26 protein-coding genes are annotated in these 24,812 nt (G+C 66.5%); 15 read left to right on the top strand and 11 right to left on the bottom strand.

The features are described 5' to 3' along the window. Window positions 1-16 precede the first annotated feature (16 nt). Window positions 17-787, bottom strand: a complete 771-nt coding sequence (locus ACTRWB_RS09710; RefSeq protein ID WP_072436791.1) for an IclR family transcriptional regulator domain-containing protein — start codon at window positions 785-787, stop codon at window positions 17-19. Window positions 788-954: 167 nt separating this feature from the next. On the opposite strand from ACTRWB_RS09710, the gene ACTRWB_RS09705 reads away from it, so the two are divergent. Both ACTRWB_RS09705 and ACTRWB_RS09700 read left to right on the top strand, forming a co-directional pair. After that, the gene (locus ACTRWB_RS09705) at window positions 955-1,188 is read left to right on the top strand and encodes an AbrB/MazE/SpoVT family DNA-binding domain-containing protein (RefSeq protein WP_193100563.1); all 234 of its coding nucleotides are present in this window, start codon (window positions 955-957) and stop codon (window positions 1,186-1,188) included. Beyond that, the gene (locus ACTRWB_RS09700; RefSeq protein ID WP_446901742.1) at window positions 1,175-1,588 is read left to right on the top strand and encodes a PIN domain-containing protein; all 414 of its coding nucleotides are present in this window, start codon (window positions 1,175-1,177) and stop codon (window positions 1,586-1,588) included. Before ACTRWB_RS09705 ends, ACTRWB_RS09700 begins: the two co-directional genes overlap by 14 nt. A gap of 188 nt (window positions 1,589-1,776) precedes the next feature. On the opposite strand, the gene ACTRWB_RS09695 is transcribed toward ACTRWB_RS09700, so the two are convergent. Both ACTRWB_RS09695 and shiA read right to left on the bottom strand, forming a co-directional pair. Next, window positions 1,777-3,078, bottom strand: a complete 1,302-nt coding sequence (locus ACTRWB_RS09695; protein WP_446901741.1) for a UDP-N-acetylglucosamine 1-carboxyvinyltransferase — start codon at window positions 3,076-3,078, stop codon at window positions 1,777-1,779. A gap of 205 nt (window positions 3,079-3,283) precedes the next feature. Then, complete coding sequence (gene shiA, locus ACTRWB_RS09690) at window positions 3,284-4,591, bottom strand: shikimate transporter (protein WP_446901740.1); 1,308 nt, start codon at window positions 4,589-4,591, stop codon at window positions 3,284-3,286. Window positions 4,592-4,947: 356 nt separating this feature from the next. Here shiA and ACTRWB_RS09685 point away from each other — a divergent pair, with 356 nt between their 5' ends. Continuing rightward, window positions 4,948-6,075 carry a 4-hydroxyphenylpyruvate dioxygenase family protein gene (locus ACTRWB_RS09685; RefSeq protein WP_343493858.1) on the top strand — a complete coding sequence of 376 codons (1,128 nt, stop codon included), beginning with the start codon at window positions 4,948-4,950 and terminating at the stop codon, window positions 6,073-6,075. 46 nt (window positions 6,076-6,121) lie between these two features. Here the strand turns inward: ACTRWB_RS09685 and ACTRWB_RS09680 are convergent, their stop codons facing one another. The 5 genes from ACTRWB_RS09680 to ACTRWB_RS09660 all read right to left on the bottom strand — a co-directional run bounded on the left by ACTRWB_RS09680 (window position 6,122) and on the right by ACTRWB_RS09660 (window position 11,659). Then, window positions 6,122-7,357 carry an NADH:flavin oxidoreductase gene (locus ACTRWB_RS09680; protein ID WP_446901739.1) on the bottom strand — a complete coding sequence of 412 codons (1,236 nt, stop codon included), beginning with the start codon at window positions 7,355-7,357 and terminating at the stop codon, window positions 6,122-6,124. A gap of 284 nt (window positions 7,358-7,641) precedes the next feature. Next, window positions 7,642-8,982, bottom strand: coding sequence for a type II toxin-antitoxin system HipA family toxin (locus ACTRWB_RS09675; protein WP_446901738.1), 1,341 nt, complete (start codon window positions 8,980-8,982; stop codon window positions 7,642-7,644). 2 nt (window positions 8,983-8,984) lie between these two features. After that, the gene (locus ACTRWB_RS09670) at window positions 8,985-9,416 is read right to left on the bottom strand and encodes a helix-turn-helix domain-containing protein (RefSeq protein ID WP_446901737.1); all 432 of its coding nucleotides are present in this window, start codon (window positions 9,414-9,416) and stop codon (window positions 8,985-8,987) included. 183 nt (window positions 9,417-9,599) lie between these two features. Then, window positions 9,600-10,724: a bifunctional 3,4-dihydroxy-2-butanone-4-phosphate synthase/GTP cyclohydrolase II gene (gene ribBA, locus ACTRWB_RS09665; RefSeq protein WP_446901736.1), complete on the bottom strand. Its 1,125-nt coding sequence runs from the start codon at window positions 10,722-10,724 to the stop codon at window positions 9,600-9,602. Then, window positions 10,721-11,659, bottom strand: a complete 939-nt coding sequence (locus ACTRWB_RS09660; RefSeq protein ID WP_446901735.1) for an alpha/beta hydrolase — start codon at window positions 11,657-11,659, stop codon at window positions 10,721-10,723. The genes ribBA and ACTRWB_RS09660 overlap by 4 nt, the downstream gene beginning before the upstream one ends. Window positions 11,660-11,941: 282 nt before the next feature. Here ACTRWB_RS09660 and ACTRWB_RS09655 point away from each other — a divergent pair, with 282 nt between their 5' ends. After that, the gene (locus tag ACTRWB_RS09655) at window positions 11,942-13,132 is read left to right on the top strand and encodes a helix-turn-helix transcriptional regulator (protein ID WP_129514887.1); all 1,191 of its coding nucleotides are present in this window, start codon (window positions 11,942-11,944) and stop codon (window positions 13,130-13,132) included. Between the two features lie 196 nt (window positions 13,133-13,328). Here ACTRWB_RS09655 and ACTRWB_RS09650 read toward each other — a convergent pair whose 3' ends face one another. Further along, window positions 13,329-13,994 (bottom strand): cation diffusion facilitator family transporter, encoded by a 666-nt coding sequence (locus ACTRWB_RS09650; protein ID WP_446901734.1) that lies wholly within the window; start codon window positions 13,992-13,994, stop codon window positions 13,329-13,331. Between the two features lie 364 nt (window positions 13,995-14,358). Beyond that, entirely contained in the window at window positions 14,359-14,808 is a 450-nt protein-coding gene (locus ACTRWB_RS09645) for an ester cyclase (RefSeq protein WP_446901733.1), read from the bottom strand. 269 nt (window positions 14,809-15,077) lie between these two features. Here ACTRWB_RS09645 and ACTRWB_RS09640 point away from each other — a divergent pair, with 269 nt between their 5' ends. The 6 genes from ACTRWB_RS09640 to ACTRWB_RS09615 all read left to right on the top strand — a co-directional run bounded on the left by ACTRWB_RS09640 (window position 15,078) and on the right by ACTRWB_RS09615 (window position 19,919). After that, window positions 15,078-15,653, top strand: a complete 576-nt coding sequence (locus tag ACTRWB_RS09640; RefSeq protein WP_446901732.1) for a hypothetical protein — start codon at window positions 15,078-15,080, stop codon at window positions 15,651-15,653. Window positions 15,654-15,830: 177 nt separating this feature from the next. Then, window positions 15,831-16,538, top strand: coding sequence for a 2OG-Fe(II) oxygenase (locus tag ACTRWB_RS09635; RefSeq protein ID WP_446901731.1), 708 nt, complete (start codon window positions 15,831-15,833; stop codon window positions 16,536-16,538). Beyond that, the gene (locus ACTRWB_RS09630) at window positions 16,535-16,864 is read left to right on the top strand and encodes an Ada metal-binding domain-containing protein (RefSeq protein ID WP_446901730.1); all 330 of its coding nucleotides are present in this window, start codon (window positions 16,535-16,537) and stop codon (window positions 16,862-16,864) included. Before ACTRWB_RS09635 ends, ACTRWB_RS09630 begins: the two co-directional genes overlap by 4 nt. Further along, entirely contained in the window at window positions 16,861-17,634 is a 774-nt protein-coding gene (locus tag ACTRWB_RS09625; RefSeq protein ID WP_446901729.1) for a 2OG-Fe(II) oxygenase, read from the top strand. Before ACTRWB_RS09630 ends, ACTRWB_RS09625 begins: the two co-directional genes overlap by 4 nt. 113 nt (window positions 17,635-17,747) lie before the next feature. Beyond that, window positions 17,748-18,299 carry a methylated-DNA--[protein]-cysteine S-methyltransferase gene (locus ACTRWB_RS09620; RefSeq protein WP_446901728.1) on the top strand — a complete coding sequence of 184 codons (552 nt, stop codon included), beginning with the start codon at window positions 17,748-17,750 and terminating at the stop codon, window positions 18,297-18,299. Window positions 18,300-18,899: 600 nt separating this feature from the next. Further along, a complete protein-coding gene (locus ACTRWB_RS09615) occupies window positions 18,900-19,919 on the top strand; it encodes a DNA-binding protein (protein ID WP_446902038.1) in 1,020 nt (339 codons plus the stop codon). A 109-nt stretch (window positions 19,920-20,028) separates the two neighbouring features. On the opposite strand, the gene ACTRWB_RS09610 is transcribed toward ACTRWB_RS09615, so the two are convergent. Continuing rightward, window positions 20,029-21,159, bottom strand: coding sequence for a hypothetical protein (locus ACTRWB_RS09610; protein ID WP_446901727.1), 1,131 nt, complete (start codon window positions 21,157-21,159; stop codon window positions 20,029-20,031). 85 nt (window positions 21,160-21,244) lie between these two features. Here ACTRWB_RS09610 and ACTRWB_RS09605 point away from each other — a divergent pair, with 85 nt between their 5' ends. The 5 genes from ACTRWB_RS09605 (at window position 21,245) to ACTRWB_RS09585 (ending at window position 24,811) form a co-directional block, all read left to right on the top strand. Then, window positions 21,245-21,421: a hypothetical protein gene (locus tag ACTRWB_RS09605; protein ID WP_446901726.1), complete on the top strand. Its 177-nt coding sequence runs from the start codon at window positions 21,245-21,247 to the stop codon at window positions 21,419-21,421. A 486-nt stretch (window positions 21,422-21,907) separates the two neighbouring features. After that, window positions 21,908-22,528 (top strand): TetR/AcrR family transcriptional regulator, encoded by a 621-nt coding sequence (locus ACTRWB_RS09600; RefSeq protein WP_193100548.1) that lies wholly within the window; start codon window positions 21,908-21,910, stop codon window positions 22,526-22,528. A 234-nt stretch (window positions 22,529-22,762) separates the two neighbouring features. After that, window positions 22,763-23,821, top strand: coding sequence for an NADP-dependent oxidoreductase (locus tag ACTRWB_RS09595; protein WP_446901725.1), 1,059 nt, complete (start codon window positions 22,763-22,765; stop codon window positions 23,819-23,821). A gap of 93 nt (window positions 23,822-23,914) precedes the next feature. Then, window positions 23,915-24,214: a putative quinol monooxygenase gene (locus tag ACTRWB_RS09590; RefSeq protein WP_193100546.1), complete on the top strand. Its 300-nt coding sequence runs from the start codon at window positions 23,915-23,917 to the stop codon at window positions 24,212-24,214. Window positions 24,215-24,355: 141 nt separating this feature from the next. Beyond that, on the top strand, window positions 24,356-24,811 hold the full coding sequence (locus ACTRWB_RS09585) for a (2Fe-2S)-binding protein (RefSeq protein WP_048244466.1): 456 nt from the start codon (window positions 24,356-24,358) through the stop codon (window positions 24,809-24,811). The last annotated feature ends 1 nt before the right edge of the window (window position 24,812 follow it).

Genomic DNA, 24,812 nt, shown 5'->3' with positions numbered 1-24,812 from the left:
CCGTCTTCGCAGGTTCCTACAACACGTTGAGCATCGCGAGCGCGGCTTCCTGCAGGTGCGGCAGCACGCGCCGCACGGCGGCATCGGTCGTCTCCGTGCCGATCGGCATGTTCGTGCTCAGCGCGGCGACCACTTCGCCGTGACGGTTCTTCAGCGGCACCGCGATCCCGCGCACGCCGACCTGCAATTGCTGTTCGATCGCCGCGAAACCCGCGTCGCGCGCGTGGTCGACCTGTTCGAGCAGGCGCGCCTTGTTGGTGATCGTGTGCGGCGTGAACGGCGGCAGTTCGGTGTCGTCGAGCCATGCGCGCACGGCTTCGCGATCAGGATGATGGGCGAGCAGCACGACGCCCGGCGACGTGAGCGGCGCCGGCACGCGCGCGCCGAGCACGAAGCCGGTCGTCATCACGCGCGACACGCCGTTGCGCGCGATGAACACCAGTTCCCATCCGTCAAGCACGCTCACGTATGCCGATTCGTTTAGCGACGCGCTCAGTTGCTGCAGATAGGGCTGAACGGTGCGCGGCAGGCGCGCCGAATCGAAGTACGACCAGCCGACCCGCAGCACGCGTGGCGTGAGGCCGTACAGCTTGCCGTCGGTGTACACGTAGCCGAGCGATTCGAGCGTCAGCAGGTAGCGCCGCGCGGCCGTGCGCGTGAGACCGGTGCGCGCGGCGGCCTGCGTGGGCGTCATGCGCGCGTGCTGGCTGTCGAAGGCTTCCAGGATCATCAGGCCTTTTTCGAGGCCGGCAATCCAGTCGCGTCGGTCGAGTTCGGGCTTTTTCATCGTCGGGAGCGTCGGGAACTGAGCGATTGCGGGCGGTGATCGCGCGGAATTGGGCGATTATCGCGCGATCCGACCGGCGGCGGCTTCCGATGCGTGCGTGACGCCCCGATTTTGCAGGTGAGATACGGAAGATATACAATCGACCATGTATATCCAAGGAGGTGCGTATGCAAGTGGCAAAGTGGGGCAATAGCCTGGCCGTCCGCCTTCCCGCCAGTGTCGTTGATGCACTGGAGCTCCGCGAAGGGGACGATATCGAAATCGTGGTCGATGGTCCGCGCGTTTTTGCCGTCAGTCGCAAGCCGAGGGCCGATGAGCTTCTGCAACGGTTGCGGAAATTCAGGGGCAAGCTGCCCGCCGATTTCAAGTTCAGCCGGGACGATGCGAATGAGCGGGGTTGAGTCGGCGAAATCGTTCGTCGACAGCAATGTCGTGCTTTATTTGCTGTCCGAGGACGAAACCAAGGCGAATCGGGCGGAGTCGCTGTTCCTGCGGCGGCCCACCATCAGCGTCCAGGTACTGAACGAAGTCGCCAGCGTTTGCAGCCGAAAACTGCGGATGCCGTGGAGCGACGTCGGGCAGTTTCTGGAGCCGATCAAGAGCTTGTGCCATGTCGTACCGGTCACGATCGATACGCATGACCTGGCGCGAAGGCTGGCCGAGCGGCATGGCTTGTCCTTCTATGACGCGTGCATCGTCGCTGCCGCGTCGCTCGAGGGCTGCGAGACCCTGTACACCGAGGACATGCACGACGGCCTGCGCGTGGAAGGCGGTCCGGTGCTGCGAAATCCGTTCGCCTGAACGTCGAGAGTTCCGGGCGCGCTACCGGCAGGCACACCGCGATCAGTCTGGGCGACGCGCGTCGATTTCCTGGTGCTCATAGCCGACTGCGGGGCAGGCGAGTAACGCCAGAGGAGTTGGCCGGCGGCTTGTCGAAGCCGCCGGGTGAGTGCGGCGCCCGCGTCACGCGCGCCGCACCCGTCAGGGTCTTACTCGCTGCTCGTCCACTCGACGTTCGCGCCGACCGAGCGCAGGTTCTCGACGAAGTGCGGATGCGCGCGGCGGATCGGCAGCGCATTCATGATTTCCGAGCGGCCTTCGATGCTCGCGGCCACCATCAGCAGCGCGATCGCGACGCGGATGATGTACGGGCTCTCGACGCGCGCCGGCGTCAGTTGCAGCCCGCCGAACGTGATCAGCCGGTGCGGATCGGACAGCAGCACGTGCGCGCCGAACTTCGACAGTTCGCCGGACCAGCCGAGCGCGCCGTCGTAGACCTTGTTCCAGAACATCGCGCTGCCTTCCGCGCGCACGCCGAGCGCGATGAAGATCGGCAGCAGGTCGACCGGCAGGTACGGCCACGGCGCGGCTTCGACCTTGGTAAGGATGTTCTGCGTGAACGGCCGGCGCACGCGCAGCGGGCCGTCGCGCTCCGCGCGCGACCAGCCGTCGCGGTGCGTGACGTTCACGCCGAACTTCGCGAACGTGCGGTCGATCAGCGGGAAATGCTCGGGCGACGAGTTGCGCACCGTGATGTCGCCGCCCGTGATCGCGCCGAGCGCGAGGAACGTCGCGATCTCGTGGAAATCCTCGGCGAAGCGGAACTCGCCGCCGCCGAGCTTGCCGCCGCCCGTCACGCAGAGTCGCGACGTGCCGATGCCCTCGATCGTGACGCCGATCATCGAGAGGAACTGGCAGAACTCCTGCACGTGCGGCTCGGACGCCGCGTTCATCAGCGTCGACGTGCCGCTCGCCGTCGTCGCGCACAGCGCGAAGTTCTCGGTGGTCGTCACCGACGCGTAGTCGAACCAGTGATCGTTGGCCGTCAGCGGGCCGTCGGTGCGGACGATCAGCGAATCGGACGTGCGCTCGATGTGCGCGCCGAAACGCTCGAACACCTCGACGTGCGGATCGATCTCGCGCACGCCGAGCGTGCAGCCTTTCACGTCGTTCTCGAGACGCGCGACGCCGAAGCGCGCGAGCAGCGGCGGAATCAGCATGATCGACGAGCGCATCGCCTCGGGCAGGCGGTGGACAGCCGGATCGAACTTCGTGTTGCGATGGTGGAGCTCGAGCAGACCCGTCGTGAAGTCGACCGACACGTCGCTGCCGAGCGTGCGGAAGATGTCGAGGATCTTGCGCACATCGGTGATGTCCGGCACGCCGATGAGGCGCAGCGGCTGATCGGTCAACAGGGTGGCGCACAGAATCGGCAGGACGGCGTTCTTGTTCGCGGACGGCTTGATGTCCCCGCGCAGCGGAGTGCCGCCGTGGACGATGAGATTCGACATGATATGGGGGCGTATCGGTGACTGACGTAGGCCCATATGATGCCATTGGTCGGCGGGCGGCGTGGAATGTTCAGAGGGGAAATGGGGGATTGGCGCGCGTAACTGACAGTGTTTGACGTCGCGCCCGCGATGCGGATGTGCGGCCGCCGGCCGACGTGCGGAGAGATGGCCGGCCGCGAGTCGGGCCAGCCATCCGGTCAGGTCGTCACTGCGCCGCCCGCATCCGCGAGGCGACCACCAGCGAGATCAGGCAACCCACCGCGAGATAGCCGGCGACGAGGTGCCACGAGCCACCAGCCACGCTGACGAGACCGACCGCGATGAACGGCGTGAAGCCGCCGCCGACGACGCTCGCGAACTGGTAGCCGACGCCCGCACCGCTGTAGCGGTATTCGGCGCCGAACAGCTCGGTGAACAGCGGCTGCTGGACGCTCACGACCATGTCGTGCGCGGCATTCGCGAGCAGGATCGAGAAGATCACGATCCACGCGATCGACCGCGCCTCGAGCGCGACGAAGAACGGCACCGCGGACGCGAGCCCGATCAGCGCGCCGATCAGGTAGATGCGGCGCAGGCCGTAGCGGTCGGCCAGCCACGCGAAGCACGGGATCGTCACGCAGCTCACCGCGCCGACCAGCAGCCCGATGTTCAGGAACAGGTCGCGCGACATGCCGAGGTTCGTCGTCGAATAGCTGAGCGCGAACGCGGTGACGATATACATCGTGAACAGTTCGGCGAGCCGCAGCGCGATGATCAGCAGGAACGCCTTCGGATGGCGCGTCAGCGCTTCCAGCACCGGCAGGCGCAGCTTGCGGTTGCCGTGTTCGACCTTCTCGACGAACTCCTGCGACTCGTCCATGTTCTTGCGCACCCACAGCCCGATCAGCACGAGCACGATGCTGAACACGAACGGCAGGCGCCAGCCCCACGACTTGAACGCGGCCTCGCCGAGCGTGTGGCTCAGGATCGACACGATGCCCGTGGCCAGCACGAGCCCGACACCGTAGCCGACCTGCACGCCGCTGCTGTAGAACGCCTTCTTTTGCTTCGGTGCGCTTTCGACGGCCATCAGCGCCGCGCCGCCCCATTCGCCGCCGACCGCGAAACCCTGGACCGCGCGCATCAGCACCAGCAGCACCGGCGCCCACCAGCCGATCGTCGAGAATGCCGGCAGCAGGCCGATCGCGACGGTCGACAGCCCCATCAGCATCACGGTCAGCACGAGCATCCGCTTGCGGCCGAGCCGGTCGCCGTAGTGGCCGAACACGACGCCGCCGAGCGGCCGGAACAGGAAGCCGACGCCGAACGTCGCGAACGCCGCGAGCGTGCCCATCGTCGGGCTGACTTTCGGGAAGAACTCGGAATTGAATACCAGCGCGGCGACGATCCCGTACAGCAGGAAGTCGTACCAGTCGACGACAGCACCGACGAAGCTGCCGATCGCGGCCTTGCGGGCCTGGCTGCGCGCGCGGGCGCCGGCGGCGGCGTCGAGGGTGTCGAAGGTTGGGGTCATTGCGGTGTCTCCTGGTACGGCGCATCGTTGATCGTGGCGGCGCCGCGTCCGATGCTGCATTGAAGTCGATGGGTGAACGGAGAATAGGGCGCGCGCCGTACGGCGGCAATTGGCCAATCGGACAAAGTGCGCGATTATCGTTCAAGTCCGTGCGATTATCGAACGCTTTCCGGGTTTGCACTAGGCGGTGCGACGATATCCCGTTCGGCCAGGGTGTGCCGCCGTGAACGATTTGGTTAAAATCTGCAGCATCGAAAACTCGCCCGTTCGGGGCGGAGGCCCGGCCGCCACATCGGCCGCGCATGCCGCACGCAACGGGCGTCATCCCCACGGACCGCATGCCCCCGGAGACTGGAATGCCCGGCAATTCCCACCCCCTGTCCAGCGATACGCCGCCCGTCGCCGATCCGGCCGCCAATCCGCTCGGGATGGCCGGCCTCGAATTCGTCGAATTCGCGGCGCCTGTGCCGGAAGCGCTCGCGCAACGCTTCGAGCAGCTCGGGTTCAAGGCGATCGCGCGGCATGTCAGCAAGAACGTCACGCTGTACCGGCAAGGGCAGATGCATTTCCTGATCAACGCCGAGCCCGAATCGTTCGCCGCGCGCTACGCGGAGGAGTACGGGATGGGCGTCTGCGCGATCGGGCTGCGCGTGGCCAGCGCACGACGCGCGTTCGAGCGTGCGATCGAGCTCGGCGCGTGGGCGTTCGAGGGCGAGCGGGTCGGCGTCGGCGAGCTGAAGATCCCGGCGATCCAGGGCATCGGCGATTCGCATCTCTATTTCGTCGATCGCTGGCGCGGGAAGGACGGCCAGCTTGGCGGCGTCGGCGACATCTCGATCTTCGACATCGATTTCCGGCCGATCGACATCGCGACCGCGCATACCGATCTCGACTGCGTGGGCGTCGGCCTGCAGCAGGTCGACCATTTCACGCAAACGGTCGGCGCGGGGCGCATGCGGGAGTGGCTGGATTTCTACCACGATCTGCTGCACTTTCGCGAGATCCATGAAATCGACGCGCACTGGCATGTGTCGGAGGATTCGCGCGTGATGGTGTCGCCGTGCGGCGCGGTGCGGATTCCGGTCTACGAGGAAGGCACGCGGCGCACCGAGCTGATGCACGCGTATCTGCCCGACCATCCGGGCGAGGGCGTGCAGCACGTCGCGCTCGCCACCGACGACATCCTGTCCTGCGTCGATGCGCTGCGCGCGAACGGCGTCGAATTCATCGAGCCACCCGCACGCTATTACGACGACGTCGATGCGCGGCTGCCGGGGCACGGCGTCGATCTCGACGCGCTGCGCCGCCGCGCGGTGCTGGTCGACGGCGAGATCGGCAGCGACGGCGTGCCGCGCCTGTTCTTCCAGACCTTCGTCAAGCGCCGGCCCGGCGAGATCTTCTTCGAGATCGTGCAGCGCAAGGGGCACCACGGGTTCGGGGAAGGGAACCTCGCAGCGCTCGCCCGCGCGCGCGACGCGGGCTGATCGGCCACGGCGCCCGCATCACGCGTCACGCGTCATACATCAAACCTCACGCGCCGGCTGCCGGCACCCGATTCGGCGCGGGATCGTTCGGTTCGCGCAACACGCACGCCGTGCCGCCCGGCGTGTACATCGACACGACACAGCGGTTGCACGACGTGCAGCCTGACTGCGCGAGCCGGCCGTCACGCAGGTCGTTGACGAAACCCGGCTCGAACACCAGTGCCCGGGCGAGCGCGACCGCGTCGAATCCTTCGCGCATCGCCAGTTCGACGTTTTCGCGCGAACGCACGCCGCCGAGATAGGCGAGCGGCATCCGGACCGCTGCGCGCACCTTGCGCGAATGTTCGAGGAAATACATCTCGCGAAACGCGCCCATCTTCGGCTCGGTGAGCTTCTGCAGCGCCATCGCGGCGCGCACGATCGCGTTGTCGGCGTTCGCACGCGCGTCGCCGGGCAGCGGACTGCCGAACAGCTGCCACACCGATTCGACGTTCATCCCGCCGCTCAGCACGAGCAGGTGTGCGCCTTCGGCTTCGAGCCGCCGCGCGATTTCGCACGCGTCGTCGGCCGTTCCGCCGCCGCGCACGCCCTCGGTCACGCCGATCTTGCAGACCACGGCGAGATCGCGGCCCACCGCATCGAGCACGCGACGCAGCACCTCGACCGGGAACGCCGCGCGCCGCGCCGCGTCGCCGCCGTACGCATCGCGGCGGCGGTTGTACAGCGGGGACAGGAACTGGCTCAGCAAATAACCGTGCCCCATGTGGATCTCGACTGCATCGAAGCCGGCGTCGCGCGCATGCCGCGCCGCCTGCGCGAATTCGTCGGCGACCGCCGACATCTGGTCGCGCGTCATCGCTTGCTTCAGGAAGCGGCCGCTCATCACGCCGACCTTGTTGAAGCCGCCCGATGCGCTCAACGGGCGTTTCGTCGACAACGAAGGCAGGAACGTGAAGCAGCCGCCATGCGTGATCTGCGCGGATGCGGCCGCGCCGTGGCGATGGACGGCGTCGGTCAGTGCGCGGAATTGCCGGACCGTCGGCACATCGAGTTGCGCCTGGTCGACGAACGTGCGGCCGTCGTCGCTGATCGCGCAGTACGCGACGGTCGTCAGCGCGGCACCGCCTTCGGCAATGCGCTCGTGAAAACGGACGAGCGCGCTCGACGGCACGCCGTTCGGCGTCATGCCTTCGTTGGTGGCGGATTTGATCAGGCGGTTGCGCAGCGTCAGCGGGCCGATCTGCAGCGGGCTGAACGCGGTCGTGAGGTCGGCTGAATCCATGAGGGCGCGGGCGTCGGGAATGGGCACGGCGATCATTGTGCGGCGGTGGTACGGGCGCGCATCGTCCGGGTGGACGAGACTTTCATGCAGAACCGTCTGAAATTCCCGCGCAAGCGTAGCTTCGCTGTTCGCAAGGATGAATCGTCGGCAGCGTCCGATCTCGGCGTCGCGGCGCATGCCCCGGTCCGACCCGGAAGAACCGTCGATTCAACGCGTCAGAGCACCGCAACCCGGCCAAAGCCCCGAGACGACGCACTGAAACTGAAACCGAACCCGCCGAAACGTCACGCGGAATCGCCAGCCCCGAGCTTGCGGCTCTGCCGACGCATGCCGTCGAAGATCGCGTCCGCCACGTCCGCCGGAAAATCCGCCGGGATCCGCGCAGCGACTTCGGCAATCGCGGGTTCCGTGCGCGCGGCGACGGCCGCCATCGCGGCGCGCACGTCGTCTTCGGTCAGGCCGACGCGCCGGCCCTGCGCGATCCAGTGACGCGGCTGGATCTCGCCGATCACGTAGTGCCGGTTCTTCCCGCTCACGGCCATCGCGAGCCGCGCGCGGCGCGGCGGCAGCTGGTTGCGGCGCGTGCCGATGATCGGATGCGCGGACAGCACGTCGTACAGCGGCGTGCTGCGGTATGTGTTGCCGGGCAGGTGCGCGATGCTGAAGTTCTTCGCATGGCCGTCGATCGCCGCGAGCACCCAGAACACGAGCTGCGCGACGAAGAAGTTCATCCGGTCGTGCGCGGCTTCGGCCGAATTCGCGAGGATGCCCATGATCGTCTCGATGCCGGGGCCGCCGTCGGATTCGTATTTCGCGCCCGACGGCGTGCCGGTCGCCTGGCACATGTCCTCCTGCGGCAGCCGCAGGATCCACGTGCCGTCTCGCGAAGGACGCCGGTCGAAGCGCTCGACGATCAGTGCCTTCTGGTCGTCGAACCGGCCGATCTCGCACGGCGCGACCGGCAGGCCATACGCCGCGACGAGCTTCGAGCACAGCCATTCGTTCTCGACGGACGTCCGCATGTCGGCCTGCATGTTCCCGACACGCCCGAGCGGCAGCTTGAAGATGTGCGTGGTCGGTGTGCTGCCCGACGGCCGCAACCAGCGGTTCCGCTGGCGCAGCAACGCGGTCTTTTCCTGCGCGCCGGCGATCGACAGGCGCAGGTCGCCTTCCGGCTCTGCGTGGCCGGGCAGCGGCGCGGCGGTCGCGTGGCGCAGCACGTCGGCGACGGCCGCGTCGTCGAGCATCACGCCGTCGATCGCCTCGAGATCGACGGGCGTCTCGCCGGGCGGCAGCATCTGGATCGCGCCCACGCAATCGCGCCCGATCGACGCGAGCAGTTCGAACGGCGCCGTCGATCCGAGCCGGTAGCGCTGAGCGATACGGCGGCGGATCGGCTCGCTGTCCGGCAGCAGGTTGTCGAAGTAGTCGGCGACGATCGCGCCCTGGTGCGGCTGGTTGCCGGGCGTGAAGGGCAGCGACAGCGAAAGCGGCCGCCCCTGGCGATCGTCGAGCCAGCCCGGCAGGTAGACGAGACGCTCGACGCCGCGCCGGACTTCCCAGTAGCCGACCGGAATGCCGTTCATCCACAGGTCGAGGCGGTCGTGACGGACGCGCGTAGCCATCGTCACCAGTCCTCCCGTTTCGAGACCCGCGGCTTGCCCGGCGTTGCCGTCGCCGGCCGCTTCCGCGCGGCGCCGGTCGTGGTTTTGGTTTTGGCGGCTGTTGCCGCCGTGGCGCCGCGCGCCGGGTCCGGCATGCGCTTTTTCGCGGCCGGCTTGCGAGCCGCCGGCCCGGCATCGGCCTCGGCCTGGGGTTCAACCGATTCCACCGATTCATCCTGCGCGCCCAGATCGAGAGTCATGCGAACGCCGAGCGTGTTCAGCACCTTGAAAAGCCGTTCGATGCTGACCGCCGCCGGGTTGGCTTCGAGCTGCGCATAGGATTGCTGCGTGACGCCCAGGCGGGCGGCCAATTGCGCCTGCGTGAGCCCCGCGGATTTCCGGAAGCCGACGAGTATCGGGCGCAACTGGGTCAGGGTCTGGACAGGAAAGGCCATCGGGCGCTCCGCGAGATGACAGGCGATCGTTTGTAATCTGAAAATACAGTCTATGGTATGTATCGTCAAAATACAAATCCGAGACTGTATCCAACAAAAACAAACGATAGCCTGTTACGCGAAAAACCGGCCGGCCATCCTGCCTGCGAGCGCCGCACACGACGCCCGCCCGTCATCCGAACATCAAGCCGCCCGCAGCGGGTTCGCGTGCGCACCCCGCGCGCTTTCCGGATCGTCGTCCCCGAGCGGAATGAACGCCATGATCTCCAGATCGTGCCCCGACAGCGCCGGCAGCCGGAACGGGCTCGACAGCACGTTCAGCCGCCGCACGCCGACGTCGCGCAGGATCTGCGACCCGATCCCCGTCACGCGCCCGTCGCGCCGCGCATTGGCGGCCGGCATCCGCATCGCGTCGCCGCGCATGTCGCAGTCGAGCAGCACCGCAACGCCGCAGCCGGCCGCATCGATCCGCTGCAGCGCGGCGTGCAGCGGCCACGAATGCGCGGACGGCTCCGCGTCGAGCAGGTCGAGCAGCGAATGGCATTCGTGCACGCGCGTCAGCACGGGCGTCGCCGGATCGGGTTCGCCGCGCACGAGCGCGAGATGCGGCGCGCCGTGCACGGTATCGCGATACTCGATCGCGCGGAACTGTCCCCACGGCGTATGCAGCGGCCGCTCGCCAATGCGTTCGACGAGCGATTCGTGCTCGCGGCGGTAGTGGATCAGGTCGGCGATCGTGCCGATCTTCAGCCCGTGAAGCGCGGCGAACGCCTTCAGCTCGGGCAGCCGCGCCATCGTGCCGTCGTCGTTCATCACCTCGCAGATCACCGACGCGGGCGTAAGCCCGGCGAGCGCCGCGAGATCGCAGCCAGCCTCGGTGTGCCCCGCGCGCACCAGCACGCCGCCCGGGCGCGCGGCGATCGGGAACACGTGGCCGGGCTGCACCAGATCGTCGGGGCGGGCGCCCGCTCGGACCGCCGCGCGGATCGTATGCGCACGGTCGGCCGCCGAAATGCCGGTCGTCACGCCTTCGGCCGCCTCGATGCTGACGGTGAACGCGGTGCCGAACGGCGTGCCGTTGTGATCGGCCATCGGCGGCAGCCGCAGTTGCTCGCAGCGTTCGGCGGTCAGCGTCAGGCAGATCAGCCCGCGCCCGAAGCGCGCCATGAAATTGATCGCGTCGGGCGTCACGTGATCGGCCGCGATCACGAGATCGCCTTCGTTCTCGCGATCCTCTTCGTCGACGAGCAGGACCATCCGCCCCGCACGAAGCTCGTCGACGATCTCCAGCGTGCCGGCGAGCGTCATTGTGCCTCCGTCGCGTCGAATGCGCGGCGCAGCGCGTCGGCGCCGAACGTCAGCACGCGATCGGCCGCATCGACGGCGCCGAGCATGCTCGCGAAACCATGCAACTGGCCGGGCCAGCGCACGAGCGTCACCGGCGTGCCGGCCTGCGCGAGCCGCAGCGCATACGCTTCGGCCTCGTCGCGCAGCGGATCGAATTCGGCGCTGACGATCGTCGCCGGTGCCGCGCCCGCGACGTCCGGCGCGGCGAGCGGGCTCGCGAGCGGCGACGCGCGATCGGCACCGGCGTCGAAATAATGGTGCTTGAACCAGCGCATCATCTCCGCCGTCAGGAAATAACCGTCGCCGAGCGATTCATACGACGGATGCTCGGTCGCGCAATCGACGACCGGATACAGCAGCAACTGATGCGCGATGCCGATGCCCGAGCCGCGCAACTGCAGCGCGGCGACCGCCGCGAGATTGCCTCCGGCACTGTCGCCGGCCACGGCCACCGCGCCGGGGCGCGCGCCGAGATCGCGCGCACTGGCGGCGGCCCAGCGCACGGCATCGCACGCGTCGTGCGCGGCCGCCGGGAAGTGCGCCTCGGGCGCGAGCCGGTAGTCGACCGACAGCACGAGCGTGCGCGCACGTGCCGCGAGGCTGCGGCACAGGTTCGCGTGCGAATCGATGCCGCACGACACGAAGCCGCCGCCGTGGAAGAACACGGTCAGCGGCAACGGCCCGTCGGCCTCGGGCCGATACAGCCGCGCGGACAACTGCCGGCCCGAGGCGGGAATCTGCCAGTCCTCCTCGGCGGCGACGGCGTCGCCGGGCGCGAAGGCGCCGCCCGCGGCGAGGCTCGCACGGTAGGCGGGAACGGTGAGCTGGGCGAAATCGATCGCGGGTGCTTGGGCAAACGCGGCGAGCAGCGCCTGCGCCTGAGGGTCGAGCGGCATGGGAACTCCTGTCTGAATCGGATGCGGTCTGAATCAGGTAAACCCGTGTCGCGGTTTTCCCTGAGTCCGGGCCGGACGCTTGCCGGCACGGCCTGTCGGGCATTCCAGCGCAGCGGGCAGTGCGCCACATCATCCGATTGGACGATGGTTCGCCCGCCCGGATGGCCAATTCTCACTATTCAGTGAATCCCCCCGATGACGCCGGAATTTAGACGCGTCCTAATCATGGTTGCGAGATCGAGTCGCACTGGAAACATGTCGTATGGAGGATGGAGCGTGCTGATGGAGACGAGATGGGCTCCGCAAGAGAGCCAGGCAACAAGTGACGAGGCCGATGTCGGCGTCGCGGATTTCAGCGAGCTGATGGCACGCATCTACCAGGGGCCACTGGAGACGCCGCCGTGGGCCGGTGCGCTCGAACTCGTCCGCCGCTGGCTGCAGGCGAACTACGTGACGCTGATCCTGCGTGCGGCCGCGAGCGACCGCCGCGCGCCGCTGTCCGTGCACGCATCGGAATTCGGCCCGGTCGTCCCCGGCGACGGCCAGGCGGCCTACAACGATTACTACTATTCCCTCGACCCGTTCGTCGGCCTGCCGGCCGATCGCGTGGTGACGGTCGACGACGTGTTCGGCGACACGGGCTGGCTGTCGAGCGAGCTGTACAAGCAGTTCCTGAAGCCGCAGGACGTGCGTTATATCCTCGGCGCGGACCTGCGCACGCCATCGGGCGTCGAGTGCCGGTTCCGCGTGTGCCGCAACCATGCGTCGAAGCAGTTCTCCGCGCGCGACAAGGCGATCTGCGCGCTGCTGCTGCCGCACCTGAAGCGTGCGATCGAACTGCATTCGCGGCTCGACTCGGCCGAGGTCGAACGGTCGATCTATGCGAACGCGATCGACCGGATGCAGGTCGGCACGATCGCGCTCGACGAGAACGGCACGATCATCGACATGAACAGCGTCGCCGACGAGATCCTCAAGCAGAACAACGGTCTGACGATTGCGCGCGGCACGATCGAGGCTACCGACGCGCAGGAGAACCGCACGTTGAAGCGGCTGATCCGCCACGCGGTGATGGGGCACCACGGCACGGCCGCGGCGACGGTCGAGGCGATGCCGATCACGCGCAGCTTCGACAAGCCGCGCCTCGGGTTGCTGGTGCGCACGGTGCTGCTGTCCGACTGGTCGGAGGACAACAAGCGGCGGCCGGCCGTCACGCTGTTCCTGCGCGACCCCGACCGCAAGCCGCAGGGCGCGCAGGAAATCATCCGCAAGCTGTTCGACCTGACGCCCGCCGAGACGTCGCTCGCGCTGCTGCTGACGAACGGGCTGACGCTCGAGGAAGCGGCGGACGAATCGGGGATCAGCAAGAACACGGCGCGCACGCACCTGCGTGCGATCTTCTCGAAGACAGGCGTCACGCGCCAGGCGACGCTCGTGCGGATCCTGCTCGGGAGTGTGGTGCCGCTCGGGTAAGCGGCGGCCGATACCGAACACCATCGGAACCGGGCGCATTCGTCTGGCGATTCATCGGCATGGGGGCCGATGACGACATCACGCAAAAGAGGCTCGCACGACGCGAGCCTCTTTGTCATTCCGCCCGGCCGATCACCGATAGTGGGTATTGGAAGGGTTCACACGTCGGCGCAATGCCCGACGATGTCGCCCGCGTTCACGACCCGCGCGTCGAACGGTTCGCCCACTCCGCCAGCGCAGGCCACTGCGCGCAGCCGCGCCGGATGAACCCAACGCCCGTGCGGATCACGAGTGCGCCGATCGCAAGCGCGGCCACGTCGTCGAGACGGCCGAAACCGACCAGCGCCGCGCTCATCGCAAGCGCCGCCAGCAACGACGACAACGCATCGGTACGAACATGCCAGCCGCTCGCCTCGAGCAGCGCCGAACCCGTTTCGCGCGCCTTGCGCAGCATCCAGTACGACAGCGCGGCCTTGCCGGCGAGCGTCACGGCGACCAGCGCGAGCGTCGTCGCGACCGGCTGCACGACCGGCGGCGTATCGAACCGGGTCATCGCGTGCCAGATCATCTGCGCGCCCGTCGCGGCGAGCAACGCGCCGAGGCCGGCGAGCGCGAGCGGTTCGTAGGTCGGGCGCCGATCCGGCGGCAGGCGCGCGTCGAGCCGGCACGCGACGAGGATCAGCGCATCGGCCGCGAGATCGATCGCCGCGTGCGCGACGTCCGCAAGCAAGCCCGACGAATGCGCGGACCACGCCGCGACCGTCTCGACGGCGAGCAGCAGCAGGTTGATCGCGAGGCTGACGGCGAGGGCGCGGGACGTGGCCGCATAAACGTGGGGCGTGGCGCGCGACGTGCGCTGCATGGCGGATTCGTCTGTCGATAGCGTGGGTCAGCCCCGAACGCTACCGGTCGACGGTGGCAGGTAAATGACAAGCGGCGGACGCGGCTCGGACCGGGCCCGATTCCGGTGCACCGTCCTGCAACGCGGCGCACGACATCCCGGGCGGCGGCGGCAAGCATGCCCGGCATGAGCGCTCAATGGTCACGGCCTTTGCGGCGATTGCAGCGGCGTTTGCCGAGAGGGCGGGTCGGGGCGGAGATGACGGATGGGTCAGCGCACTCCCGTTACCATTCGCGCATTAAAAATGCACGAATCGGCTTGAGCCGATCCGTGCTCGTGGTTTGCTACGGCCAATATCCGACCGGTGAACCGACCGTGTCCGCGCTCAGGCTTTCTTGATCAGCTCGAGTTGCGTGAGTGCCGTCACACCGTCATCGAGGCCGAGCTCTTCGACGATCAGGCCATCCTTCAGGCGAAGGACCGTGGTCCCGGTGAAGTGCATCCGCCGGCCGGTCGAGGCAGGCAGCGACCCGATCAGGAAGTCGCTGAAGGCCGGGCCCGTGTGCGTGCCGCCACCTTCCCACTGACCGACCACGTAGTCGCCTTCGGCGATCAGATCGGTGACACCCCAGAAGTTGAGATCCGGGAAAGCCGCGCGGAAGTCGATCATGAATGCCTTGATATCCTCACGGCCACGGCGCGGCTCATGAAGCGAGTACTTCAGCAGCATGTCCGGCGCCGCAATTTCGTCGACGATGCGGAGGTCGCATTTCTCGCCCCAGAAATTCGTGAACCAGCGACCGACGACTGCCTTGTTATCGTCTTCCTTCGACATGTTCGACTCCTTGGTGATCTCGGTTGATAGAGAGACGGAGTGGCTCCGCTCGGAACGAACGATAGCGATCGAACATGCGCACTTCTATTCGTTTCTTGTCGTTCCATTCAACGAATCGTCGTCCGCTTTCACGGCGTCGATACGGGAAAATTAGGCAGCAAGAAACGGATCGAATCATTCGCCTCCAACCGATATCGTTCTCGACGAGAAAGCGAATCGCACACGTAGCGGATGCGATTACCCGTTCACAAAGTCAAAGACCGGAAGTGTTGAACATCGATTCTCAATTCATCACCGAGTGCGAAAAGACTGACAGCGACGTAGAGGCGATCCTGCACGTGCTGCACGCACAGGCTCAAATTCCGACGCCGATGGACGAAACGCGATTGGACCGGCTGGTTGCTCGATCGCTGGATCTCGACGAACACGCGGCGCTGTCGCTGGAGGCGTTGGCCGGCGAAACGCACGTCAGAGCGATGAGAACACCGGCCCACTTCCTCACCGTCCTGAAGCAGGCGATCACCGAATTGAGACTGTCGCGGCTGTTCTGTTCCAGCAGCCAGGGGGACTTCCATCGGGGTATCTGCCCGGCTGCCTACGACGAGCGATCCGGGGAACACCATCCGGCAGAAATGGCCGCGTGGCGGGCCGGTTTTCGCGCGATGGCCCCGGAGCAACAAATGATGGCGGCGACGATCGTGTGGATGTACCGGTCCGGAGCCGATTCCATTTGGTTACGACGGGTACCGTGCACGTGGCGCGCGAGCGAGGCATTGCGCTACATGCACGACGCCGGTTGCCTGACGATCTGGATCAGGTTGATCGCACGATTTCCCGGTTGGTGAATCGCATCGCGGTACGCGAGTACTACCGCAAGAAATGGAGTTCGGCTCGGGGCTGTCGCATGTAAATTCGAGGTATTCCTTTTCATACCGACGAGGCGTCGACCGCAAACGCGAGCGCCTGCGACGCGAAGCCCAATCTCGAGCGCGCCGAACTCAAACCCCAACATGACTTTCAACATGACCGAAACTGCCATCAGCTGCGCCGCGCCGGACTGGATCGACATCGGCGCGCAACTCGATTCCGACGGATACGCGCTGCTGCCCGGTGCATTCGATCGCGACGAGGCCCGTGAACTCGCACGCCAGATCAGCGAGGACGGGGTGGGGCGCCGCGTGTCGCTCGATTCGCTCGAGTTGGGGCGCGGGGAAATCTTGCGCTTCGGTGCGCAACTGCCGGAGCCGCTGGCGTCCTGGCGTGCCGCGCTGTATCGAGATCTTGCCCCCATCGCCAATCGCTGGAACGAGATCCTGGGTGTCGAGTATCGATATCCATTGGAATTGAACGCATTCCTGCGGCGTAACAGCGATGACGGGCAAAGCCAACCCCTGTCTCATCTGAACCGACTCGGCGCCGGCGATCATCTGGCGCTGCATCAGAGCAGCGATGGCGAGCACGTTTTTCCGATGCAGGTCGTCGTGCTGCTGAGTGAAGCCGGAAAGGACTTCACGGGTGGGGAATGTGTGCTCACCGAGCAGCGCCCGCGCATGCAGTCGCGCCCGATGGTTGTGCCGCTCACGCTGGGGGATGCCGCGATCATCAGCACCGCGCAGCGCCCCTTCAAGGGGACCAAGGGCTACTACCGCGTCAATCTCAAGCATGCGATCAGCCGCGTTCGCGGCGGTGAGCGACTTGGCGTCGAGCTGTCGTTTCACAATGCCCGTTGACGAGCTGGAAGACAGCGAACGTGACGCCATCCAGGCAATTCAAACTGATCGGCCGAGACGGCAAGCCGTACGACAGCGACGTGCCGGGCACACTCGGCGGGCATCGACGCAACCGTATCTACGGCCGGCTCGATTGCCGGTCCGCGCTGCGGGCAATCGCGCGTGGCGAATACGTCAAACATCGCGTGTTCTTTCAAGACGAAGCGACCGCTGTAGCGGCCGGCTATCGTCCGTGCGCAGTCTGCCTGCCGGAAAAGTACACGGCGTGGAAGGCGGCCACGGCATCGCATTCAAATAAAACACGCACCAAGGAGTCGCACGCATGACCCGACAGGCAACGCTGTTGTTCGACGCCGATCCTGTGGATGTCGACGAGGAATCAGCCGACACGTCGGTCGACGCCAGGATCGCGGCGATCGATTGGGCGGCATTCGAGCGAGACCTGACGCACGACGGGTACGCGGTACTTCCCAAACTGCTCGCGCCGTCGCTCTGCATCGAGGTAGCCGGCTACTTTCCTCAGGAAGCGCGCTTTCGCAGCCGCATCGTGATGGAGCGATACGCGTTCGGCCGCGGCGAATACAAGTATTTCGCGCGACCGCTGCCCGATATCGTCGGTCAACTGCGTGAATCGCTTTATTCGCGTCTGGCGCCCATTGCGAACCGCTGGCATGGTTTGATGCGGATAGACACCCGGTTTCCTGCGACGCTTTCGGAATTCCAGACCGTGTGTCGCAACGCAGGGCAGACCCGGCCGACGCCACTGCTTCTGCGCTATCGCGAGAACGACTATTGCTGCCTGCACCAGGATCTTTACGGCGAGTTCGTGTTCCCGTTGCAGGCAATCTTCCTGCTCGACGAACCCGGGCGGGATTTCGACGGCGGCGAGCTCTTGTTGACCGAAAGCGATCCGAAGAAGCCGGGCCGGGCCGAGGTGGTGCCGCTTCGGCAAGGCGACGCGGTCGTTCTTGCGGTGAACCATCGGCCGGTAAAGTCGTCGCGGGGATTCTATCGAGCCGTGCTCCGGCACGGCGTGAGCCGCTTGCGCCGCGGCGAGCGGCGTACGCTCGGCGTTATTTTCCACGACGCGAAGTAGCATCGGAACGCACGCGGAAGAACACGAATGAGAGCGCAAGAGCCGGAGTTCGGCTGAGGCTTCATACAGATACAGTAGGTGCACCGTAACGTGCTTTCGATCGGGAGCGAATCATGCAGCTTTTTCAGAGTCGTCTTGAAACCCCGATGGGTGACATGTTGCTTGTCACCGATACCCAGGATGCAATTCGCGCACTCGAGTTTGCCAGCCACGCCACGCGTCTGAATCGTGGTCTGCGCGAACGATATGGGGTGACCGAAGTCACGAGCCGCCCGGCGCCGGAAGTGATCGAGCGTGCCATCGACCGATATTTTGCGGGTGAGTTGACCGCTATCGACGCGGTGCCGACCGCAACGGTCGGCACCGATCTGCAGCAGCGCGTGTGGAGCGCCTTGAGGCGCATTCCGCCGGGCACGACGACGACATACGGAAAACTCGCGAAGGAACTGGGCTTTGAAGACCCCCGCGCCGCGATCGACATTGGCGCAGCCAATGGCGCCAATCCTGTCGCGATCGTGGTGCCGTGCCACCGGGTGATCGCAAGCAACGGCGATCTGAAGGGGTATGCGTGGGGCCTGGACCGGAAGCGCTGGCTCCTCGAGCACGAGAAGGTACCGGCATTCTCCGGTCAGGTTCCGCATTCGATGTCGCTCCCGGGGTTCTGAATATTCCCGGATCGAGTACCACGGCGGACATGTGGCCGTCGTGGGTGTGTCTCCAGTCACGTCACTTTCTCAGCTGCACGTAATCGTCTCGGGCACTTCCGACCTTGCTCGCTCTCCGGGATCGCGTCTCGAACGATCCTGCCGCGAGCGACATTGAACGGGGGATGGCTCGGCGGTGATGGATATGCCATTCCGCTTGCCAAGGGTGTTTGACCGCCGTCCAGCATGCGGAAATGCTGCGCCTGCAGCGATCCAACGACCGTCGCCGCCGTTCCGTCAGCGCGGATGTGAATGCCGTAGTCGCCAGTTATCCGGCAAGCGCTACCGTGTTCAAACCGCCGATCCACCTCCCGATCCACACCCAAGAGCGCGCCGTGAAGCCGCCGAGCCCGACTGGGTAACGCTTGGGTCATGCCGCCCGATCCCTCACGAGGGGAGGCGGTTACAAGGTCGTGCACAAGAACAGCCGAGATTCCGCGCGCCGCACCGGCATCCTTCTATCTCAACATTATAGAAATAATGTCAAATCATTAGACCGCGATGATTGGATATTTAACGGTTTACGTTATATTATTGATGAAATCACCGACGAAACCCGCCATGTCCGATCTCGCTGCCGACGAACCCCGCCTGACCGCCGAAATCGAGCGCCTCAAGGCCGACTTCCCGAAAACCCGCGAGCTGTATCGCGAAGCCTGCGCGCTGCTGTTCTTCCGTTTCGGCATCACGCCCACCGCGAACCGCCTGTACCAGCTCGTTCGCAAGGGGAGCATGAGCACACCGACGGCCGTCCTCGGGGAGTTCTGGGCCGAACTGCGGGAAAAGAGTCGCGTCCGTATCGAGCATCCCGACCTGCCGGCCGATCTGCAGGCGGCAGCCGGCGAGCTGGTCGCGACGTTGTGGAGTCGGTCAAGCACCGAAGCGGCCTCCGCGCTCGACGCACTGCGCGCGGAAGTCGAAGCCGAGCGGGCGGCGGCGAACGCGGAAGTCGCCGCGCTGCAGGCCGAACTCGGCCGTACCGAAACCGCGCTGGAACAACGCACGGCCGCACTGCTGACCGCGCAGGTGCGCATTCAGGAACTGGAGCAGGTGAGGGCGGCGGACGACGCGTCACGGCGCGCGCTGCAATCGGATATCGAACGCCTGAAGGCCGACAACACGGAAGGCGATCGCGCACTCGTGCAGGCTCGTGCGGATTTCACCACCCAGCTCGACCGGCTGCGTGACGACGCGGGCCGGGCCGAGGAACGCTTGCGCGCCTCGGAGAAGCGGGCGCTTCAGGAGATCGATCGCGAGCGGCTCGCGGCCGCGCGGCTGCAAAAGGAACTCGATGCCACGGCATCGCGCGCCGAACAACGCGATGCGCAGCACCGCAAAGACATCGCCGCGCTGCAAGCGCAACTCGGCGACGCGCTGCATCGATGCGGTGTCCTTCAGGGGCAACTCGACGGCGCGCAGGCGACCGATGCGGCGCGCGGCAAGGAGCTCGATGCGCTGAGGCGGGAGATGACGGTGCTCGCGCGCCGGGCCCCGCTACGCGGCGCCAAGACGGCGCCGGCCGCGCAACGAGACGAGCGAAGAACGCGCACGCGAAAGCGTGCCGACGACGCGGCGCGTTGACGGCGAAACCAGCAGCCGACGACGGCGCACGCCCGACGCACACCGAGGCAGGCAAGCAGCGAAACAGGCGAGAGGCCCCGCACCCGAAACGCCTGCCTGCCCATTCAACTCAGCTCAGCACATACTTCGACGGCAGCGGCGGCGCGTCCGCCGGAATCGTCACAAGCGACGTGTTCAGCCAGCCCTGCGGCGTGCCGTTCGACTGCGCGTAGGCGCCGACGTACGGCATCATCCGCGTCGTCTGATAGATCTGCGGCGTCCAGCCGGCCGGTGCGAGGAAGATCGACGTCGCACGCTTCTCGCTGTACGCGGACGCGCCGTACGTCGAGATGTTCCACAGCGTCTGCTGATACGTTGCGTAGTCGGCGTTGTGACGCGAACCACCGGCTTGCCAGCCTTCGAGCTGGATGAACGTGTTGTACGTGCCGGCGCCCGCGAGCAGGTTGTTCACCGTGCGTCCGTACAGGAACGACAGGATCAGCCCGCAGTTCGTCGGCGCGAAATCGCTGCCGACACTCAGGTAATAACGGCCCGTCGTATTCACGACCGACGCGTAGTGCGAATTGCCGATATCCGTCGACGTCGTCAGCCCGCTCGCCCCCATGAAACTGTCGAACGCCTGCATCGTGACGCCCGCCGGCAGGTCGCTCGTCGCGCTGATCGCGACGAGGTGCGAACCGGCCGCCAGCAGCGTCAGGAACGCGGACAGCGTGTCCGCGATCCAGTTGCCTTGCGCGTCGACGAACGGAAACGCGCGATAGCCTGTCAACGCGAACACGGCCGGATCGGAGCCGGCCTGCCACGCGATCTGCGGTACCCACATCGTCAACGGGCCGGCGCTCGATGCCGTGGAGACATATTGCTTCAGCGCATCGACGAGCTGCGCATCGGCGCCGGGCAGCACGCCATACGACGCGCCGTTCTGCCAGCGCTGCACCCATTGCGCAACGAAACCCGCAAGCTGACCGCCGGTGAAGTCGGCCGGCGGCACGTAGCCGAGCGGGCCGGTGCTCTGGTAGGCGGACTGGATCGCCGCGGCCGTGCGCACGTTGCTGCCGAACATGCTGTTCGCGAAATCCTGGCAGTTGTTGGTCGGCGGCGTCGCGAGCTGCGCGAGCGGGACGACCCAGGCGCCGTTCGCGGTCGCGACGCCGCGATACAGGTTGAGATTCGCGACCGAGTCGTGGCCGGGAAACGTGGCGGCGTCCGCGCCCGACACGTAGCCGGCCGACGGCGTCACGCTGACGGTGGTCGGTTGCGATCCGAACGGATGCGTATACGAGATCGAGAACGATGCATCACCGCCGCCGAGGTTGAACGATCCCGTGCAATCGCCCCAGCTGTTCGACGCGCTGACGGCGGTCGATTGCCCGGTTGCAACCAGCGCTTGCGACGCCTGCGGCAACGAGCCGCTCTGGCTCGCCGCGTTGCCGAACGCGAGCGTCGTCGACGGGATCGCATTGACGACGTTGATCGTGATCGAGCGATCGGCGATGCCGTAGCTGCGCGCGGACGCATCCGCCGCGCCGGCGGCGGCGAACGACGATGCGGACGTCGTGCTGCCGTCGCCGCCGCAGGCGGCCAGCGTGCCGACGAGCGGCGACAGGGTCAGCGCGGCGCCGCGCTGGATGAAGCGCCGGCGGTTCGGCGCGGACGGGCGTTCGGGTTTCGAAGCGGTCCTGGGCGTTCCTGGTCACGGGTTCGGGAGGAGGCAACGACAGTCCGGCGCATTGCACACGTGTGCAATGCCGGCCGCGGTTTCGCGCTCGCCGGCAGATGCGCCGCGCGTATTTATGCGGGAGATCGATGAAACGCCCGCGACGAAACCGAGTCGTTCGTGTGACGCCGGCACGCGGTTATGCGGGAGCAGGTGACGGAGAAAGCCGGCCGGGCATTGGGCGCGCGGCAGGGATCGGGTAAAGTGCCGCTAAACATGCCGGTTGGACGTTACTAGACGACCGGTCTAATCGTTGCTACCATACGCCATCATGAATGCATCTTCAGGCGCGGAAGTTCGCCAGCACATCCTGAATATCGCGAAGCCGATCATGCTCCACAAGGGGTTTTCGGGGGTCGGTCTGAACGAGATTCTCGCTGCGGCGGGCATCCCGAAGGGCTCGTTCTACCATTACTTCGGCTCGAAAGAGGCATTCGGCGAAGCGCTGCTCGAATCGTATTTCGAAGGTTATCTCGCGCATCTCGACAACCTGCTCAAGCATCAGGCCGGCACGGGCGCCGAGCGCCTGATGACGTACTGGGGCAACTGGCTGCACACGCAGTGCGCGGACGATCCGGAGGGCAAGTGTCTGGCGGTGAAGCTCGGCGCGGAAGTGTCGGACCTGTCGGAAGCGATGCGCGCGGTGCTGCGGAACGGTACGAGCCAGATCATCGAGCGGCTCGCGGGCGGCATCGAGGCCGGGCTGGCCGACGGCTCGCTGAGCGCGGTCGACGATCCGTCGTACACGGCCGCAATCCTTTACGAGCTGTGGCTCGGCGCGACGCTGCTGGAAAAGATTCACCGCAACCGCAAGCCGCTCGAAAGAGCGATGGCCGAAACGCGGCGCATGCTGAACCTGCCGCCGGCCGCGCATGACGGCGCGCAGTCGTAAGCCGGGCGCGCATCAGCGCGCCTTGTTTTTACCCTGATTCTAGACGACTGGTCTACTCAATCACGCATGACGAACGCCTTGCTCCGCGTTACGCTGTCCCGATCATTCCAACCGCACGCATGCGACCGCAACGGCCTGACCGCCGACGCTGCCGCCGGCGCGCATCTTCTGCTGGTCCACCCCTGATCCGATCGTGCCCACGAAGCACGTTTATTCCTGTTGACGGAGGCTCACATGCCGCAAAGCAAGACCGCAAATCGCCAGATCATCCTGAATTCGCGCCCGGTCGGCGCGCCGACGCCGAACGATTTCCGCACCGAGTCCGGCGACGTGCCGACGCCCGGCGCCGGCCAGGTGCTGCTGCGCACGGTCTGGTTGTCGCTCGACCCGTACATGCGCGGCCGGATGAGCGACGCGCCGTCCTATGCGCCGCCGGTCGAGCTCGGCGGCGTGATGGTGGGCGGCACGATCAGCCGTGTCGTGTCGTCGAACCTGCCCGCGTTCCGCGAAGGCGACCTCGTCGTCGCGGGCGCCGGCTGGCAGGACTATGCGTTGTCCGACGGTCGTGACCTGATTCCGCTCGGCCGCGACTTCGCGCATCCGTCGTACGCGCTCGGCGTGCTCGGCATGCCGGGCTTCACCGCCTATACGGGGCTGCTGAAGATCGGCGAGCCGAAGGCCGGCGAAACCGTGGTCGTCGCGGGGGCGAGCGGCGCGGTCGGCGCGGTGGTCGGCCAGATCGCGAAGCTGAAGGGCTGCCGCGTGATCGGCATCGCGGGCGGCGCCGACAAGTGCGCGTACGTCACTGAAACGTTCGGCTTCGACGCCTGCGTCGACCACCGCGATCCGGCCTTTGCCGCCAAGCTGAAGGACGCGTGCCCGAACGGCATCGACGTCTATTTCGAGAACGTCGGCGGGGCCGTGTTCGACGCGGTCTGGTCGCTGCTCAACGAGCACGCGCGCGTGCCCGTGTGCGGGATCATCGCGCATTACAACGACTCGGCATACGACGACACGGCCGTGGCGAGCGGCCGCGACCGCGTGCCGGCACTGATGGGCACGATCCTGCGCAAACGCATCCGGATCCAGGGTTTCATCATCCTCGATCACTATGCGACCGGTTATGCGCCGTTCATGAAGGAGATGAGCGAGTGGGTCGCGCAGGGCAAGGTGAAGACGCTGGAAGATGTCGTCCCCGACCTCGCCGACGCGCCGGACGCGCTGATCGGCCTGCTCGCCGGCAAGAACTTCGGCAAGGTCGTCGTGCGCGTGGGTCCGGACGAACTGGCCTGATACCACCGCACGGCAACTGCATGCGGCTGCACGCTGGCGTCACGCGACGCCGGCTTGTGGCATGCTCGATCCCGTTTCGAAAGGAGTAACAAGATGGCGCTTCACGTGATTGCTTCGCTGTTCGTGAAACCCGAACACGCGCAGGCAGCCGAGGCCGAACTGCGCAGCATGGTCGTCAAGACGCGCACCGAACCGGGCAACCGGCGCTACGACCTGTTCCGCGAGCAGGACGGCTCGCCGAACCTGCACCTGTACGAGATCTACGACGATCAGGCCGCATTCGACGCGCACCTCGCCAGCCCGTATTTCGGTGAATTCCGCGCGAAGTCGGCTGACTGGTTCACGGCCCCGCCGGTCATCAAGGTGCTGTCGGGCCTCGACGTGGCCGAGTAACAACCGCAGGACCACCGCCGCGGCTCGCCCCACCCGGGCCGCGCGGCACCCGTGGCGCACCGCGCGACGGCGATGACAATGACGACCCCGCACGGCGTGCCGTTCGCGCCGTTTCCCCAATACACCGGCCCCGGAGGCTGTATGGTCACCCTCAACATCAACGGCGAAACCCGCACGGTCGACGCCCCCGACGACATGCCCTTGCTCTGGGTGCTGCGCGACGTCGTCGGCCTCACCGGCACGAAGTTCGGCTGCGGAATCGCGCAATGCGGCGCGTGCACCGTGCATCTCGACGGCGTCGCCGCGCGCTCGTGCGTGCTGCCGGTCGCGGCCGTCGCGGGCCGCAAGATCACGACGATCGAAGCCGTCGGCGCGACGCCGGCCGGCCACAAGGTCCAGCAGGCGTGGCGCGAGCTCGACGTCGTCCAGTGCGGCTACTGCCAGTCGGGGCAGGTGATGGCGGCCACCGCGCTGATCGCGTCGAACCCGAATCCGAGCGACGCCGACATCGATGCGGCCATGGCCGGCAACATCTGCCGCTGCGGCACGTACAACCGGATTCGCGCGGCGGTCAAACAAGCCGCGAAGGGAGCCTGAC

Source organism: Burkholderia sp. YIM B11467 (assembly GCF_052952715.1).
Note: the sequence above shows the minus strand (reverse complement) of the source record. Positions and strands in the feature narration are given on the sequence as shown.